General features: G+C 67.5%; 14 protein-coding genes. 8 read left to right on the top strand and 6 right to left on the bottom strand.

The features are described 5' to 3' along the window. Positions 1-78 precede the first annotated feature (78 nt). From aat to ACW5DW_RS06855, 3 genes are all read left to right on the top strand, one after another. On the top strand, positions 79-825 hold the full coding sequence (gene aat / locus ACW5DW_RS06865) for a leucyl/phenylalanyl-tRNA--protein transferase (RefSeq protein ID WP_457018013.1): 747 nt from the start codon (positions 79-81) through the stop codon (positions 823-825). A gap of 105 nt (positions 826-930) precedes the next feature. Beyond that, positions 931-1,149: a translation initiation factor IF-1 gene (infA, locus tag ACW5DW_RS06860; RefSeq protein ID WP_112926214.1), complete on the top strand. Its 219-nt coding sequence runs from the start codon at positions 931-933 to the stop codon at positions 1,147-1,149. Between the two features lie 157 nt (positions 1,150-1,306). Beyond that, entirely contained in the window at positions 1,307-3,160 is a 1,854-nt protein-coding gene (locus ACW5DW_RS06855) for a DUF885 domain-containing protein (protein WP_457018012.1), read from the top strand. A 588-nt stretch (positions 3,161-3,748) separates the two neighbouring features. Here ACW5DW_RS06855 and clpA read toward each other — a convergent pair. Both clpA and clpS read right to left on the bottom strand, forming a co-directional pair. Next, positions 3,749-6,028, bottom strand: coding sequence for an ATP-dependent Clp protease ATP-binding subunit ClpA (clpA, locus tag ACW5DW_RS06850; RefSeq protein ID WP_457018011.1), 2,280 nt, complete (start codon positions 6,026-6,028; stop codon positions 3,749-3,751). Between the two features lie 77 nt (positions 6,029-6,105). Then, complete coding sequence (gene clpS, locus ACW5DW_RS06845; protein WP_457018010.1) at positions 6,106-6,423, bottom strand: ATP-dependent Clp protease adapter ClpS; 318 nt, start codon at positions 6,421-6,423, stop codon at positions 6,106-6,108. A gap of 106 nt (positions 6,424-6,529) precedes the next feature. Between clpS and ACW5DW_RS06840 the strand changes: the two genes are divergently transcribed. From ACW5DW_RS06840 to hflD, 4 genes are read left to right on the top strand one after another with little or no spacing between them, the layout of a single operon-like run. Beyond that, positions 6,530-7,006 carry a hypothetical protein gene (locus tag ACW5DW_RS06840; RefSeq protein ID WP_457018009.1) on the top strand — a complete coding sequence of 159 codons (477 nt, stop codon included), beginning with the start codon at positions 6,530-6,532 and terminating at the stop codon, positions 7,004-7,006. Positions 7,007-7,009: 3 nt separating this feature from the next. Continuing rightward, positions 7,010-7,474, top strand: a complete 465-nt coding sequence (locus ACW5DW_RS06835; protein ID WP_457018008.1) for an NUDIX hydrolase — start codon at positions 7,010-7,012, stop codon at positions 7,472-7,474. Continuing rightward, positions 7,471-8,592: a tRNA 2-thiouridine(34) synthase MnmA gene (gene mnmA / locus ACW5DW_RS06830; protein ID WP_457018007.1), complete on the top strand. Its 1,122-nt coding sequence runs from the start codon at positions 7,471-7,473 to the stop codon at positions 8,590-8,592. The genes ACW5DW_RS06835 and mnmA overlap by 4 nt, the downstream gene beginning before the upstream one ends. Further along, positions 8,589-9,191, top strand: coding sequence for a high frequency lysogenization protein HflD (gene hflD / locus ACW5DW_RS06825; protein WP_457018006.1), 603 nt, complete (start codon positions 8,589-8,591; stop codon positions 9,189-9,191). Before mnmA ends, hflD begins: the two co-directional genes overlap by 4 nt. 263 nt (positions 9,192-9,454) lie before the next feature. Here hflD and ACW5DW_RS06820 read toward each other — a convergent pair whose 3' ends face one another. From ACW5DW_RS06820 to ACW5DW_RS06805, 4 genes are all read right to left on the bottom strand, one after another. After that, positions 9,455-9,790 (bottom strand): DUF3817 domain-containing protein, encoded by a 336-nt coding sequence (locus ACW5DW_RS06820; protein ID WP_457018005.1) that lies wholly within the window; start codon positions 9,788-9,790, stop codon positions 9,455-9,457. Between the two features lie 147 nt (positions 9,791-9,937). Further along, the gene (gene acnB / locus ACW5DW_RS06815) at positions 9,938-12,529 is read right to left on the bottom strand and encodes a bifunctional aconitate hydratase 2/2-methylisocitrate dehydratase (protein ID WP_457018004.1); all 2,592 of its coding nucleotides are present in this window, start codon (positions 12,527-12,529) and stop codon (positions 9,938-9,940) included. Between the two features lie 33 nt (positions 12,530-12,562). After that, the gene (locus tag ACW5DW_RS06810; RefSeq protein ID WP_457018003.1) at positions 12,563-12,961 is read right to left on the bottom strand and encodes a type II toxin-antitoxin system VapC family toxin; all 399 of its coding nucleotides are present in this window, start codon (positions 12,959-12,961) and stop codon (positions 12,563-12,565) included. Next, positions 12,958-13,155, bottom strand: a complete 198-nt coding sequence (locus ACW5DW_RS06805) for an AbrB/MazE/SpoVT family DNA-binding domain-containing protein (RefSeq protein ID WP_280940938.1) — start codon at positions 13,153-13,155, stop codon at positions 12,958-12,960. Before ACW5DW_RS06805 ends, ACW5DW_RS06810 begins: the two co-directional genes overlap by 4 nt. A gap of 179 nt (positions 13,156-13,334) precedes the next feature. Here ACW5DW_RS06805 and acnA point away from each other — a divergent pair, with 179 nt between their 5' ends. Further along, positions 13,335-16,100, top strand: coding sequence for an aconitate hydratase AcnA (gene acnA / locus ACW5DW_RS06800; protein WP_457018002.1), 2,766 nt, complete (start codon positions 13,335-13,337; stop codon positions 16,098-16,100). Positions 16,101-16,145 lie beyond the last annotated feature (45 nt).

Here is a 16,145-nt window from a genome sequence, read left to right as displayed (position 1 = left end):
CAGCTCTCCACGCCCACGATCGCTCGACCGGGTGGCTGTGCTGCCGCTCGCGGCTGAAGCCGCTCCTACAATGGGGGCGTGAGCCTGCATCTGCCGCGACTGGGTGACGATCCGAACGCGCCGTTCCCCGACGCGTCGACCGCGTTGCGCCAGCCCGATGGCCTGCTCGCCTATGGCGGCGACCTGTCCGCGCCGCGGTTGCTCAACGCCTACCGGCACGGCATCTTCCCGTGGTATTCGGACGGGCAGCCGATCCTGTGGTGGTCACCGGACCCGCGCATGGTGTTCGGCACCGACGCGGTGCGGCTGTCCTCGCGCTTCCGGCGCAGCCTGCGCCGGTCGCCTTGGGTGGCAAGGGCCGATACCGCCTTTGAACGGGTCATCGGCCGCTGCGCCAGCGCACCCCGCGCGGGACAGGCGGGCACATGGATCACGCCACCGATGTGCGAGGCCTACCTGCACCTGCACCGGCTCGGCCATGCGCACAGCGTCGAGGTGTTCGCCGATGCCGCGCCGGACGCCGCGCTCGTCGGCGGAATCTACGGAGTCGCGGTGGGGCGGATGTTCTTCGGCGAGAGCATGTTCAGCGATGCCTCCGGCGGCTCCACCGCTGCGCTGGCGGCACTGGCGCACTGGCTGCACGGACGCGGCTGGCCGCTGATCGACGCACAGGTGGAAAACGCACACCTGCTCAAGCTGGGCGCGATGCACATGCCGCGCGCCGCGTTCCTGGACGTGGTCGCGGGGCTGGTCGAGACGCCCGAAGCCGCCGGCCCCTGGACTTCCGGTTTCGGCGAGTTGCCGCTGCACAATCTCGGGAAATGAACGTCGCGCGCCAGCTGCGGCTTTGCATCAACAGTGCGCCCGTGTCAGAATGCCACGCTTATTTTCGAGGCAGTGGCGCGCCCGCAACCACTGGCAACAGGACGCATGGCGAAAGACGACGTCATTGAATTCGAAGGCACGATCTCCGAAACCCTCCCGAACACCATGTTCCGGGTGAAGCTGGAGAACGGGCACGAGATCATCGCGCATATTTCTGGACGTATGCGCAAGAACTACATCCGCATCCTGACCGGTGACAAGGTCAAGGTCGAGATGACCCCCTACGACCTCACCAAGGGTCGCATCACCTACCGCATGAAGTAATCCGGCCCACCGGCCGGTCGCGCCGCGCCGCGGCGCATGCCTCCTGCACCACGCCCGACGGCGTGCCACCACACCCGGATGCCCCCTGCCATCAGTCGCATGGCGGGACGGGCATGCCGCGCCTATGCTTCCGGCATCCACCTGATGGAGTTGCCCGATGCAAAGGCCCGCCCTGGTCCGTACCCTCGCCCTGTCCCTGGCGCTTGCGCTCGCGGCTCCGGCCGTCTTTGCACAACAGGCGCAAACAGCCGCCGAGACCGTGCGGAGCGAGAGCCAGCGGCTCAACGCGTGGTTCGCGCAGAAGTACGAGGAAGAGCTGCGTTTCAGCCCGATCAGCCTCACCTTCCTCGGCCGCAAGGAGCTCTACGACAAGCTAGACGACATGTCCGAGCAGGCGATGGACCAGCAGCTGGCGTGGCGCAAGGCCACGGTGGTCGAGATGGAGGCGAACTTCGACCGCGACGCGCTCGACGACGAGGCCAAGCTATCCTGGGACCTGTGGAAGCTGCAGTACGAGAACGCTGCCGCGGCCAACCAGTACCGGCGCAATGTCTACGTGTTCAACCAGATGCAGGGCGCGCAGTCGTTCCTGCCGACGTTCCTGATCAACTTCCACAAGGTTGAAACCGAGGCCGACTACCTGGCCTACCTCGCCCGCCTGCAGGAAGCGCGACGCGCGATGACGCAGATGCTCGAGCTGGCCCGGCGCAACGCCGGCGACGGCTACCGCATGCCCCGGTTCGCCTACGACGGCGTGCTCAGGGAGGCGCGCGCGGTGATCACCGGCGCGCCATTCGACGAGGGCAAGGACTCGGCGCTGTGGGCAGACCTGCAGGCCAAGGCCGCAAGCCTGGTGAAGGCCGGCGCCATTGATGCCGCCCGCGCCACCGCACTCCAGGCGCAGGCGCGCCAGGCGCTGCTGGACAACATCCAGCCCGGCTATCGCGAACTGATCGCGTGGGCGGAGGCCGACCGTGCCAACGCCATCGACAATCCCGCAGGCGTCGGCAGCACCCAGGCCAACGGTGCGGATTACTACCGCCACCAGCTGCGGATGCACACCACCACCGACCTCGACGCCGATGCGGTGCACCAGATCGGCCTGGACGAGGTCAAGCGCATCCATGGCGAAATGGAGGCGCTGATGAAGCGGGTCGGCTTCGAGGGCGACCTGCAGGCGTTCTTCCGGCACATCTCGACCGACCCCAAGTTCAAGTACCCCGACACCGACGCCGGCCGCCAGGCCTACATCGACGACGCCACGCGCGCGATCGACAACATCAAGAAGGTGCTGCCGCAGTACTTCGGCCTGCTGCCGAAGGCCGACCTGGTGGTCAAGCGCGTCGAGCCCTTCCGCGAACAGCCCGGCGCCGCGCAGCACTATTTCCCCGGCACCGCCGACGGCTCGCGCCCGGGCGTGTACTACGCGCACCTGTCCGACATGAACTCGATGCCCAAGCCTGAGCTCGAGGTCATTGCCTACCACGAGGGCCTGCCGGGCCACCACATGCAGATCTCGATCGCTCAGGAACTCACCGGCGTTCCCGAGTTCCGCACCCAGGCGCGTTCGACTGCCTATTCGGAAGGCTGGGGCCTGTATGCGGAGTGGCTGGCCCGGGAAATGCCGGGGACCTACGTCGACCCCTATTCCGAGTACGGCCGGCTGGCTTCCGAGCTGTGGCGGGCAGTGCGTCTGGTCGTGGACACCGGCCTGCACGCCAAGGGCTGGACCGAGCAGCAGGCGGTGGAGTACTTCAGCACCAATTCCGCGACGCCCGAGGCCGCGATCCGCTCGGAGATCCAGCGCTACATCACCTGGCCGGGCCAGGCCACGGCCTACAAGATCGGCATGATCCGCATCCAGGAACTGCGCCGGAAGGCCGAGGCCGAACTTGGCGACCGCTTCGACATCCGCGGCTTCCACGACGCCGTGCTCGGCGGCGGCGCCCTGCCCCTGAACCTGTTGGAGCGACGCGTGGACCAGTGGGTCGTGGCACGCAAGGCAGGCTAATCCACCCGGCCCGCGACCGTAGGCGCGGGACCCTGGAAGGCCAAAAGACAGAAGGTTCTTCGCGCAGTCGGGGAGCAGACAAAAAAAGGTTCCTCTCCCAATCAAAGGGAGAAGGTGAACACAATTGCTGGAAGTCCGGCGCAGGCTTCGAATGGACGCCGCGCCCTGTCGAGCGGGAATCGCTTTTCGCTCGGTCAGGGCATCCTGCCCCGACTCGCGCGCAAAACATCCATGTTTTGCTTGCCGCGATCCCCGCTCGCCAGGGCACGGCTCACTGCGACTGGTGCTGCGATGCTTCGGTGGGAGCTTTTTTCGAAGCCGCGACAGCGACTCGCCGATGGTCGTCCCTGGCCGGGGGTTGCGGAAAGCAGCGCATGGATGCGCTGCGGCGGCGAGTCAGCCATGGATGGCTGACCGAGCCGGGGAGCAACCCCCGGCCCGGAACGACTCCCGGACGCAGGCCTGATCGCGCCTACCCGGCGGACTCCCCTCGAATGGGAGAAGAAACAAAAAAAAGGCGGCCCCTGCGGGCCGCCTTTTTTACACGCGCGCCGGCAACGGGCCGGGCGCCAGATGCCGCGTGTGCAGCTACACCGTCGCCGGCAACAGCTTCTCCGGCTCGGGGAAGCTCTCGACCACCAGTGCGTTGTCCTTGACGTCGATGCTGACGCGGCCGCCGTTGGCGAGCTTGCCGAACAGCAGTTCGTCGGCCAGCGGGCGCTTGACCTTGTCCTGGATCACGCGCGACATCGGCCGGGCGCCCATCTGCGGGTCGAAGCCGTGCGAGGCCAGCCACTCACGCGCCGCCGGTGTGGCCGACATCGCCACGTTCTTCTCGTGCAGCTGGGTTTCCAGTTCGATCAGGAACTTGTCCACCACGCGCAGGATATGGTCCATGCCCAGCGACTGGAACTGCACGATCGCATCGAGGCGGTTGCGGAATTCCGGGCTGAAACCCTTGCGGATCACTTCCATCGCGTCGGTGCTGTGGTCCTGGTGGGTGAAGCCGATCGAGCGCCGCGCCGCCTGGGCGGCCCCGGCATTGGTGGTCATCACCACGATCACGTTGCGGAAGTTCGCCTCACGGCCGTTGGTGTCGGTCAGCACGCCCCGGTCCATCACCTGCAGCAGGATGTTGAAGATGTCCGGGTGCGCCTTCTCCACCTCGTCCAGCAGCAGCACGCAGTGCGGCGTCTTGACGATCTTCTCGGTCAGCAGGCCGCCCTGGTCGAAGCCGACGTAGCCCGGAGGCGCGCCGATCAGACGACTGACCGAATGTGGCTCCATGTACTCGGACATGTCGAAGCGCACCAGCTCGATCCCGAGCTGCAGCGCGAGCTGGCGGGTGACCTCGGTCTTGCCCACGCCGGTCGGGCCGGCGAACAGGAAGTTGCCGATCGGCTTGTCCGGGTTGGCCAGGCCGCTGCGCGAGAGCTTGATCGCCGAGGTCAGCATTTCGATCGCCGGATCCTGGCCGAAGATCACCATCTTCAGGTTGCGCTCCAGGTGTTCGAGCACGTCCTTGTCCGAGGCGCTGACCTGCTTGGTCGGAATGCGCGCCATCTTGGCCACGATGGCCTCGACCTCCTCGACGTCAATCAGGGTCTTGCGCATGTCCGGCGGCAGCAGCCGCTGGCGCGCGCCGGCCTCGTCGATCACGTCGATCGCCTTGTCCGGCAGCAGCCGGTCGCCGATGTGCTTGACCGACAGGTCGACCGCCGCCTGCAGCGCCTCGTCCAGATACCGGACGTCATGGTGCTCTTCGTACCTCGACTTCAGGCCGCGCAGGATCTCGTAGGTTTCGCCCACGGTCGGCTCGACGATGTCGATCTTCTGGAAGCGGCGCGCCAGCGCGCGGTCCTTCTCGAAGATGCCGCGGTATTCCTGGAACGTGGTCGAGCCGATGCAGCGCAGCTCGCCGGAGGCCAACGCCGGCTTGATCAGGTTCGAGGCGTCCATGGTGCCGCCCGACGCCGAGCCGGCGCCGATGATGGTGTGGATCTCGTCGATGAACAGGACCGCGCCCGGGTGCTTCCTGATCGCCGACAGCACCGCCTTGAGCCGCTTCTCGAAATCGCCGCGGTACTTGGTACCGGCCACCAGCGCGCCCAGGTCGAGCGAATAGATGGTCGCGTCGGCCAGCACCTCCGGCACCTCGCCATGCACGATGCGGCGCGCCAGGCCCTCGGCGATCGCGGTCTTGCCCACGCCGGCCTCGCCCACGTACAGCGGGTTGTTCTTGCGCCGGCGGCACAGCACCTGGATGGTGCGTTCGATCTCATCGGCGCGACCCACCAGCGGGTCGATGCGGCCTTCGCGGGCCATGGCGTTGAGGTCGGTGGCGAACTCGGCCAACGCATCGCCCTTGGCCTCGCCTTCGGCGCCTTCGACGCGCGCGGCTGCATCCTCGCCGCCCTGCTCGGGCGCCTCGCCGCCGGTCTTGGCGATGCCATGGGACATGTAGTTGACGACGTCCAGGCGGCTGACGTCCTGCTGGTGCAGGAAGTAGACCGCGTGCGAGTCCTTCTCGCCGAAGATCGCCACCAGCACGTTGGCGCCGGTGACCTCCTTCTTGCCGGAGGACTGGACGTGGTAGACCGCCCGCTGCAGCACGCGCTGGAAGCCCAGCGTGGGCTGGGTGTCGCGGCCGTCGTCGTCGGGGAGTTTGGAGACCGAAGTCAGGATGGCCTGCTCCAGGTCGCCGCGCAGGCGGGTGAAGTCCGCGCCGGTGGCCTTGAGCACGGCCTCGGCGGACGGGTTGTCGAGCAGTGCAAGCAGCAGATGCTCGACCGTCATGTACTCGTCACGCGCCTCGCGGGCGCGCTTGTAGCACTGGCCGATGCTGTACTCGAGATCCTTGCTGAACATGGGAGGTAACCTCCAGGGAACTGCAGCCTGTATGGGGCCGCGTCTCTGGCTTTTCCATGCCCGGCCTTCGGCCCCTTTTAGGCCTTTTCCATGGTGCAGAGCAAGGGGTGCTGGTTGAGCCGGGCATATTCGTTCACTTGCGCGACCTTGGACTCGGCAACCTCCCGGCTGAACACGCCGCAGACACCGCGTCCGCGCGTGTGGACGTGCAGCATGACCTGGGTGGCGCGCTCCAGGTCCAGGCTGAAAAAGCGCACCAGGACCTCGACCACGAAGTCCATCGGGGTGTAGTCGTCGTTCAGCAGCAGCACCGAATACAGCGGTGGCCGCGCCAACTCCGGCTTGCTGGTCTCGACGACGGTGCCGTGTTCGTGTTCGGGATGCTTGCGGGTCATCGGGCAATTATACGGACGCGGCGTGGCCTGCCGGTCGATACGCGGCGGCATGGACGCCGTGCCGGCCGGCGCGAGACAATCCACGTCCAATCCACAGGGGGCTGTCATGAAACACCGTATTCCGCTGATGCTGACCATCGGGGTGCTGGCCGCCCTGCTTTCCCTGCCCGCATGGGCCGATATGTCCGTGGCCAAGCGCCTGGACGCGCGCGGCGTGACCTATACGGTGGACGAGGACGGCGACTACAAGGTGGTCTACAACTATGCCGACGAGGGCCGCACCCAGCTCGCCTTCGTGTCGGGCACAACCGAGGACATCGCCGGCTTCCGCATCCGCGAGGTATTCGCCCCGGCCGCTCGGGTAGGCCAGGACGGCATCAACGGCGCCCGCGCCCTGGCCCTGCTCGAAGACAGCCGCACGCAGAAGCTGGGGGCCTGGGAAATCGTCGGCGACGCGCTGTACTTCGTCATCAAGCTGCCCGACAGCGTCGACGCGGCCGCGCTGGAGGCGGCGATGGACATCGCCGCGCAGGTGGCCGACGACAAGGAAATCGAGTTCAGCGGCGACCGCGACGAACTCTGACGCATGAGCTACCGCGAAGGCCGCTTCTGGCAACCTGACGTGACCGTGGCCACGGTCGTGGTCGACGGTGGCCGGCTGCTGTGCGTGGAGGAGCGGGTGCAGGGTCGGCTGGTGCTCAACCAGCCGGCCGGCCATCTGGAACCGGACGAGAGCCTGATGGACGCGGCGCTGCGCGAGACCCGCGAGGAAACCGGCTGGGACGTGCGGCTGACGGCCTTCATCGGAGCCTATCAGTGGAAGGCCCCGGAAAGCGGGCGCCATTACCTGCGCTTCGCCTTCGCGGCGGAGCCGGTCGGGCATGACCCGGGCCGCACGCTGGACGAGGGCATCGAGCGCGCGCTGTGGCTGGCGCCGTCGGAGCTGCGGGGTGAATCGGCGCGCCATCGCAGCCCGCTGGTCTGGCAGGTGGTGGCCGACCACCTGGCTGGCAGCCGGCATCCGCTGTCGCTGCTGCAGAACATGGGATGAGCGGTCCGCAGGTCATCGTCGGCATGTCCGGCGGGGTCGATTCCTCGGTCGCCGCGCTGCTGCTGCGCGACGCCGGTACTCCGATCGCCGGGCTGTTCATGCAGAACTGGGCAGAGGATGGCAGCGGGGAATGCCGCGCCGAGGACGACCGCCGCGATGCGGTCGCGGTCTGCGGCAGGCTGGGCATCCCGATCCACTTCCGCGATTTCTCGGCCGAGTACTGGAGCGGCGTGTTCGAGCATTTCATCGCCGAATACGCGGCCGGCCGCACGCCCAACCCCGACGTGCTGTGCAACCGCGAGATCAAGTTCCGGCATTTCCTGGATGCGGCCCGCATGTTGGGCGCAGAGAAGATCGCGACCGGGCACTACGCCGCGGTGGCGCACGATCGTGGCCAGTGGCGGCTGCTGCGCGCCGCCGACCGCGGCAAGGACCAGACCTACTTCCTGCACCAGCTCGGGCAGGAGCAACTGGCGGCCACGGTGTTCCCGCTGGGCGGACTGCCCAAGAGCGACGTGCGCACGATTGCCCGCGACGCGGGCCTGCCCACCGCGGACAAGAAGGATTCCACCGGCATCTGCTTCATCGGCGAGCGCGATTTCCGCAGCTTCCTGTCGCAGTACCTTCCCGCCCGGCAAGGCGAGATGCAGACGCCTGACGGACGCGTGGTCGGTTTCCACCAGGGCGTGTTCTATTTCACCCTCGGCCAGCGTGAAGGCCTGCAGCTGGGGGGCCTGCGCGGTTTCGACGCCGCGCCCTGGTACGTGGTCGGCAAGGATGTCGCGCGCAACGTGCTGGTGGTTGACCAGGGCAGCGACAGCCCATATCTCAGATCGACACGGCTGTGGAGCGAGCCGGCGCACTGGATCGGCGGAACCCCGCCGGCGCGCCGCTTCGAATGCACGGCCCAGACCCGTTACCGGCAACAGGAGGAACCCTGCCAGGTGAGCATCGACGAATCCAGCGGCAGCCTCGAAGTGCAATTCCGCAATCCGCAGCGCGCGGTCACGCCCGGCCAGTCCGTGGTGCTCTACAACGGCGACGCCTGCCTGGGCGGCGCCGTCATCGCCGCCACCGACGCCGCGCTCGAGCGCCGCCTGCGCGGGGCCGCGGCATGATCGACGACCGCGTCCTCGCCCTGGCCGGCCTGGTGCAGGCGCTCAAGCAGGTGCGCCGCATCGCCGACACCGGCCAGGCCGACGCCAGCGTGCTGGCCACTTCGCTCGAGAGCGTGTTCCGCATCGATGCCGCCTCGCCCGAAGAGGTCTACGGCGGCGCGCGCAACCTGCGTCCGGGCCTGCTGTTGCTGCGCGATTACCTCACCAACGAGGGCGACGACCCGCAGTTGCCAAAGCTCGCCCTTGCGGTGACCCAGCTCGAACGCCGCTTCGTTGCCGACGACGAGGTCGCCGAACGCGTGCATGAAGGCATCCTCGCCATCCGCACCGAGGCCGAGCGCCTGGGCAGCAGCCATCCGGAGGTGCTGTCCGCCCTGGGCGGCCTCTATGCCGAGACCGTCAGCCAGCTGCGGCCCAAGGTCATGGTCCAGGGCAACCCGCACTACCTGGGCCAAGCCGGGGTGGTGGCCGAGATCCGCGCCATCCTGCTCTCGTCGCTGCGCTCGGCGGTGCTGTGGCGCCAGCTTGGCGGCAGCGTGTGGGACGTATTCCTGCGCAAACGCGCGCTGCTGCAGTCGATCGAGGGCTGGCTGGACTGAGGGTGGCTGTTCCTGCGTGACCCGGCTGGCCGGGTGTGCTGGGGCTGCTCGCGGCTGAAGCCGCTCCTACAGGGAGTGCGCGTGGTGCGCGGCTGGTGCAGGCGCTGCGCAATTCTTGTAGGAGCGCCTTCAGGCGCGAACGCGGTATCCGGGGCCCGGGGCGGTGATCGCGGCTGAAGCCGCTCCTACAGGGAAGTGCGCGTGGATGTGCGGCTGGTGCGCAGCTCTTGTAGGAGCGCCTTCAGGCGCGAACGCCAGCCAGGTCAGGCCTGCGACACGGCGCGGGCCGAGAGTAGTCCGCGCCGGCGATACCAGAGTTCCAGCGGCAGCGTCGCCAACGGCGGAATCGCGGCGAGCAGGGCCAGCAGCAGCGCCCAAATCGGCCAGCGCAGCTTCGCGCCCGCCACCATGACCACGGCGACATAGAGCAGGAACGCGGCGCCGTGCAGGCGCCCGAACAGCCAGACGCCCAGCTCGGTGGTACCGGTGCCGTACTTGAGCAGCATGCCGACCAGCAGGCCGGCCCAGGTTCCCGCTTCGACCAGGGCGACAATGGAGAACAGCCTGCCCGCGGGGGCAAGCGCGCGAAAACGCGTCATCGGATCACTTCCGTAGATCAGGCAGGGTCGCCGCAGGGAGTGGGCGACGCTGCAAGGGAATGAGCGCCCGGCGGGTCTTGCCTGCCGAGCCCAGTCGTCGAAGCATGGAAGCGCCCGTCGTTGCGGGCGCCTCCAGCTGCAGCCAGATCAGGCCGCGACGGTCGCCGCCGTGTCGCGGTATTCCTCGATCTGGTCGAAGTTCATGTAGCGGTAGATCTCGGCGCCGTGCTCGTCGAGCACGCCGACGTCCGCCATGTACTCGGCCTTCGATGGAATCCTGCCCAGGCGCGAACAGATCGCCGCCAGCTCAGCTGAGCCGAGGAACACGTTGGCGTCGCGGCCGAGCCGGTTGGGGAAGTTGCGTGTCGAGGTCGAGAACACGGTCGCGCCCTCGCGCACCTGCGCCTGGTTGCCCATGCACAGCGAGCAGCCCGGCATCTCCATGCGCGCACCGGCGCTGCCAAAGGTGCCGTAGTGACCTTCCTTGGTCAGCTCGGAGGCATCCATCTTGGTCGGCGGTGCGACCCAGAGGCGGGTCGGGATGTCGCGCTTGCCTTCCAGCAGCTTGGCCGCAGCGCGGAAGTGCCCGATGTTGGTCATGCACGAACCGATGAACACCTCATCGATCTTCGTGCCGGCGACATCGGACAGCGACTTGACGTCGTCCGGATCGTTGGGGCACGCCAGCAGCGGCTCGTGCACCTCGGCCAGGTCGATGTCGATCACGGCGGCGTACTCGGCGTCGGCATCGGGCTGGAGCAGCTGCGGGTTGGCCAGCCACTCTTCCATCTTCGCGATGCGGCGCGCGAGCGAGCGCGCGTCGGCGTAGCCCTCGGCGATCATCCACTTCAGCAGGGTGATGTTGCTGGTGAGGTATTCGATGATCGGCGCCTTGTCGAGCCGCACCGTGCAGCCGGCCGCGGAACGCTCGGCCGAGGCATCGGAGAGTTCGAACGCCTGCTCCACCTTCAGCTCCGGCAGGCCCTCGATCTCGAGGATGCGGCCGGAGAAGATGTTCTTCTTGCCGGCCTTGGCCACGGTCAGCAGGCCTGCCTTGATCGCGTAGTACGGAATCGCGTTGACCAGGTCGCGCAGGGTCACGCCGGGCTGCATCTTGCCCTTGAAACGGACCAGCACCGACTCGGGCATGTCCAGCGGCATCACGCCGGTGGCCGCGGCGAACGCGACCAGGCCCGAGCCCGCCGGGAACGAAATGCCCACCGGGAAGCGCGTGTGCGAGTCGCCGCCGGTGCCGACGGTGTCGGGCAGCAGCATGCGGTTGAGCCAGCTGTGGATCACGCCGTCGCCCGGGCGCAGCGAGATGCCACCACGGGTGGAGATGAACTCCGGAAGCGTGTGATGGGTCTTGACGTCGACCGGCTTCGGGTAGGCCGCAGTGTGGCAGAACGACTGCATCACCAGGTCGGCGGAAAAGCCCAGGCAGGCCAGGTCCTTCAGCTCGTCGCGGGTCATCGGGCCGGTGGTGTCCTGCGAACCCACCGAAGTCATCTTCGGTTCGCAGTAGGTGCCGGGACGCACGCCCTGCCCCTCCGGCAGGCCGCAGGCGCGCCCGACCATCTTCTGCGCCAGTGAATAGCCCTTGCCCGAATCGGCCGGCAGCTGCGGCAGGCGGAACAGCGTGGTCGCCGGCAGCCCCAGCGATTCGCGCGCCCGCGCGGTCAGCCCGCGGCCGATGATCAGCGGGATGCGGCCACCGGCGCGCACCTCGTCGAACAGCACCTCGGACTTGACCTCGAACTCCGCGATCACCTCACCGTTCTTCAGCGCCCTGCCCTCGTAGGGGCGCAGCTCCACCACGTCGCCGTGGTGCATTTGCGAGACGTCGAGTTCGATCGGCAGCGCACCGGCATCTTCCATCGTGTTGTAGAAGATCGGCGCGATCTTGCTGCCCAGGCACACGCCGCCAGCGCGCTTGTTGGGAATGAACGGAATGTCGTCGCCGGTCCACCACAGCACCGAATTGGTGGCCGACTTGCGGCTTGAGCCGGTGCCGACCACGTCGCCCACGTAGGCGACCAGGTGGCCCTTGTCCTTGAGCGAGAGGATTTCCTGGATCGGGCCGCGCTTGCCGTCTTCCTCGGGCACGAACGGCGCGTCGGGACGCCTGTTCTTGAGCATTGCCAGCGCGTGCATCGGAATGTCCGGGCGCGTGGTCGCGTCGGGTGCGGGCGACAGGTCGTCGGTATTGGTCTCTCCGGGGACCTTGAACACGGTGATGGTCAGCGACTGCGGCACTTCATTGCGACTGGTGAACCACTCCGCATCGGCCCAGCTCTGCAACACGGCCCGGGCATTGGCGTTGCCGGTCTTCGCCTTCTCTTCCACGTCGTGGAAGGCGTCGAATACCAGCAGCGTCTTCTTCAGGCTCTCGGCGGCGATGGTCCCGAGCACCGCGTCATCGAGCAGCTCAACCAGCGGCGCGACATTGTAGCCGCCGAGCATGGTGCCCAGCAGTTCGGCAGCACGCTCGCGCGGGATCAGCGCGCTGCTCTCGCTGCCGAACGCCAGTGCGGCCAGGTACGAAGCCTTGACCTTGGCCGCGTCGTCCACGCCGGCCGGCACGCGATGGCTGAGCAGGTCGACCAGGAACGCTTCCTCGCCCGCCGGCGGGTTCTTCAGCAGTTCGATCACCGCGGCGGTTTGCTGCGCGCTCAGCGGCAGCGGCGGAATGCCGAGCGCGGCGCGTTCGGCGGCGTGGTGGCGGTAGGCTTCCAACATGGTTCGATGCTCCAGAAAACAGATCAAAAAGTGTCAGGCCTTGGGGACGATCAGCTTCAGGCCCTTGAAATAGTCGCGATGGAATGTGGCGTCGAAGGTGACCAGGCCGTCGCACTGCAGCAGCGCGTGCGCGCCGACGATGAAATCGGCGATGGGCCTGGGCTCCGCACCACGCTGGCGCTGGCGCCGCTCCATCTCACCGGCGCGCAGGGCCGACTTGGCCTCGACCGCACCGAAATGCACGCCCATCTCCTCCACGGCGGCCAGCGCGTCGGCGCCGTTGCGCAGGCAGGCGCACAGCTGCGCCAGCGCCACGTCGCACAGCACCACGCGGCCGCCGGCCAGGCACTGGCGCAGGCTGGCCTCGACCGCGTCCGCGTGCGGGCCGTCGGTCAGCAGTTCGATCAGGACGGGCGCGTCGACCGCGATCATCCGTCCTTCCTGCCGCCGGGATCGAGCGCGAACTTGCCGCGCACGCGCGAGATCGCGTCATCCACGCTCTTGCGCAGGATGATGCGGCTGCCATCGAGCTCGACCTTGAGCACGCTGCCCTTGGTCAGCCCCAGCGCATCGCGCACCGCCTTGGGCAGGGTGATCTGGCCGCGTTCGGCAACGGTGGCTTCCATCCAGCTCTCCCATGCACGGAACGGTATGGATGGATTATACATACTTCCTTCTCCATACCCAACTGAGCATACTGTCCGGGCGCGGTCCGGACGCGGTCCGCAGCTGTCGCAAGCCGGCGACAATGACCGGCGTAGACTCGCGCGCAGACGCCGCAGCCATCCGCCAAAGGAGTCCCACCATGGCCGACACTTTTTCCACCCACGCCACCCTCGAGGTCGGCGGCCAATCCCTGACCTACGCCAGCCTGCCCAAGCTCGGTGAGCGTTTCGATATCGCGCGCCTGCCCTACTCGATGAAGATCCTGCTGGAGAACCTGCTCCGGCACGAGGACGGCGTGACCGTGCTGCCCAAGCACATCGAAGCAGTCGCCAAGTGGGATCCCAAGGCCGAGCCGGACATCGAGATCGCCTTCATGCCCGCGCGCGTCGTGCTGCAGGATTTCACCGGCGTGCCCTGCGTGGTCGATCTGGCGGCGATGCGCGACGCGGTGGTCCGGCTGGGCGGCAGGCCCGAGCAGATCAACCCGCTGATTCCCTCCGAGCTGGTGATCGACCATTCCGTGCAGGTGGACGTGTTCGGCCGGCCCGATGCGCTGGACCTCAACGGCCAGATCGAGTTCTCGCGCAACAAGGAACGCTACGGCTTCCTGCGCTGGGGGCAGAAGGCCTTCGACAACTTCAAGGTCGTTCCGCCCAACACCGGCATCGTCCACCAGGTGAACCTGGAGCACCTCGCCCGCGTGGTGATGACTGCCGAGCGTGACGGCAAGACGTGGGCCTATCCGGACACGGTGTTCGGCACCGACAGCCACACCACGATGATCAACGGCATCGGCGTGCTGGGCTGGGGCGTGGGCGGCATCGAGGCCGAGGCGGCGATGCTCGGCCAGCCTTCGTCGATGCTGATCCCGCAGGTCATCGGCCTCCGCCTCATCGGCAAGCTGCCCGAAGGCGCCACCGCGACCGACCTGGTACTGACGGTGACCCAGATGCTGCGCAAGCACGGCGTCGTCGGCAAGTTCGTGGAGTTTTTTGGCGACGGCCTGCAGCACCTGCCGCTGGCCGACCGCGCCACGATCGGCAACATGGCGCCGGAATACGGCGCCACCTGCGGCATTTTCCCGATCGACGCCGAGGCCCTGCGCTACCTGCGCCTGTCCGGGCGCAGCGAGCAGCAGATCGCGCTGGTCGAGGCCTATGCCAAGGCGCAGGGCATGTGGCACGAAGCCGGCCATGTCGCAGCCGAATACTCCTCGGTGCTCGAGCTCGACATGGCCGATGTGCGGCCTTCGCTGGCCGGCCCGAAGCGTCCGCAGGACCGCGTGTTGCTGGAGGACGTGAAGCAGAACTTCCGCGACAACGTCGGTCCGCTGGTGGCCACCCGCGACGCCGCCCGAGACCCGCAGATCAGCCGATTCGAAAAGGACGGCGGCGACCAGCCGCAGGCCGAGCGTCTTGCCGCCAAGCCGATCTCCACCATCAGCCTTGAAGACGCAGACCACGAGCTGACCGACGGCTCGGTCGTGATCGCCGCGATCACCTCATGCACCAACACCTCCAATCCGGCGGTCATGCTGGGTGCGGGCCTGCTGGCGCGCAACGCAGTGGCCAAGGGACTCAAGTCCGCACCGTGGGTGAAGACCTCGCTCGGCCCGGGCTCACTGGTGGTCACCGACTACCTGCGCAAGGCGGGTGTGCTCGATGACCTCGAGAAGCTGGGCTTCCACGTGGTCGGCTACGGTTGCACCACCTGCATCGGCAACTCCGGCCCGCTGCCGCAGGAGGTGTCGCGCGGCATTGCCGAGAACGACCTGGCCGTGGCCGCGGTGCTCTCGGGCAACCGCAACTTCGAGGGGCGCATCCACGCCGAGGTGAAGATGAACTACCTCGCCTCGCCGCCGCTGGTGGTGGCCTACGCCATCGCCGGGACCGTGGAGATCGATATGACCCGCGAGCCGTTGGGACAGGACCGCGACGGCAATGACGTCTACCTGCGCGACATCTGGCCCAGCAACAGGGAGATCGGCGATTTCATCGCAAGGACGGTCGGCCCGGAGATGTTCCGCCAGAACTACGCGGACGTGTTCAAGGGCGACAAGCGTTGGAACTCGATCGATTCGCCCGATGGCGACCTGTACGAGTGGGACGGCGATTCGACCTACATCAAGAACCCGCCCTACTTCGACGGCATGACCATGGACGTGGGCACGATCGAAGACATCCGCGGCGCACGCGTGATGGGGATGTTCGGCGATTCGATCACCACCGACCATATCTCGCCTGCCGGTTCGATCAAGCAGGACTCGCCGGCGGGTCTGTTCCTGCAGTCGCGCGGCGTGCAGCCGGCCGACTTCAACAGCTATGGCTCGCGTCGCGGCAACGACGACGTGATGGTGCGCGGCACGTTCGCCAACATCCGCATCAAGAACCTGTTCTTCGGCGGAGAGGAAGGCGGCAACACGCTGTACTTCGGCGCGCCGGGCAGCAGCACCGAGGCACCCGAGAAGATGTCGATCTACGATGCGGCCATGCGCTACCGGTCGGCCGGCGTGCCGACGGTGGTCTTCGCCGGCAAGGAGTACGGCACCGGTTCGTCGCGCGACTGGGCGGCCAAGGGCACCATCCTGCTGGGCATCAAGGCGGTGGTCACCGAAAGCTTCGAGCGCATCCATCGCGCCAACCTGGTCGGCATGGGTGTGCTGCCGCTGCGGTTTCGCGAGGGCGAGAACGCGCAGACGCACGGGCTGGACGGCACCGAGGTCATCGACATCGTCGACCTCGACGATGGGCGCTCCAGGAGCGCAACCCTGGTGGCGACGCATGCCAACGGAACGGAGAAGCGCATCGAGGTGGACGTGCTGCTGCTGACGCCGAAGGAAGTGGAGTACTTCCGCCACGGCGGCCTGCTGCACTACGTGCTGCGGCAGCTCGCGGCCCAGGAATAGGCCTCGCCGGCGGACAGGGCGGAAGCCCCGCCCTCGCGCACTGCG

This window comes from Luteimonas sp. A482 (genome assembly GCF_054072655.1).
Note: the sequence above shows the minus strand (reverse complement) of the source record. Positions and strands in the feature narration are given on the sequence as shown.

Coding starts and splice junctions, on each gene's coding strand:
- infA (WP_112926214.1), top strand. CDS start 931: ATGGCGAAAGACGACGTCATTGAATTCGAAGGCACGATCTCCGAAACC.
- ACW5DW_RS06855 (WP_457018012.1), top strand. CDS start 1,307: ATGCAAAGGCCCGCCCTGGTCCGTACCCTCGCCCTGTCCCTGGCGCTT.
- clpA (WP_457018011.1), bottom strand. CDS start 6,028: ATGTTCAGCAAGGATCTCGAGTACAGCATCGGCCAGTGCTACAAGCGC.
- clpS (WP_457018010.1), bottom strand. CDS start 6,423: ATGACCCGCAAGCATCCCGAACACGAACACGGCACCGTCGTCGAGACC.
- ACW5DW_RS06840 (WP_457018009.1), top strand. CDS start 6,530: ATGAAACACCGTATTCCGCTGATGCTGACCATCGGGGTGCTGGCCGCC.
- ACW5DW_RS06835 (WP_457018008.1), top strand. CDS start 7,010: ATGAGCTACCGCGAAGGCCGCTTCTGGCAACCTGACGTGACCGTGGCC.
- mnmA (WP_457018007.1), top strand. CDS start 7,471: ATGAGCGGTCCGCAGGTCATCGTCGGCATGTCCGGCGGGGTCGATTCC.
- hflD (WP_457018006.1), top strand. CDS start 8,589: ATGATCGACGACCGCGTCCTCGCCCTGGCCGGCCTGGTGCAGGCGCTC.
- ACW5DW_RS06820 (WP_457018005.1), bottom strand. CDS start 9,790: ATGACGCGTTTTCGCGCGCTTGCCCCCGCGGGCAGGCTGTTCTCCATT.
- acnB (WP_457018004.1), bottom strand. CDS start 12,529: ATGTTGGAAGCCTACCGCCACCACGCCGCCGAACGCGCCGCGCTCGGC.
- ACW5DW_RS06810 (WP_457018003.1), bottom strand. CDS start 12,961: ATGATCGCGGTCGACGCGCCCGTCCTGATCGAACTGCTGACCGACGGC.
- ACW5DW_RS06805 (WP_280940938.1), bottom strand. CDS start 13,155: ATGGAAGCCACCGTTGCCGAACGCGGCCAGATCACCCTGCCCAAGGCG.
- acnA (WP_457018002.1), top strand. CDS start 13,335: ATGGCCGACACTTTTTCCACCCACGCCACCCTCGAGGTCGGCGGCCAA.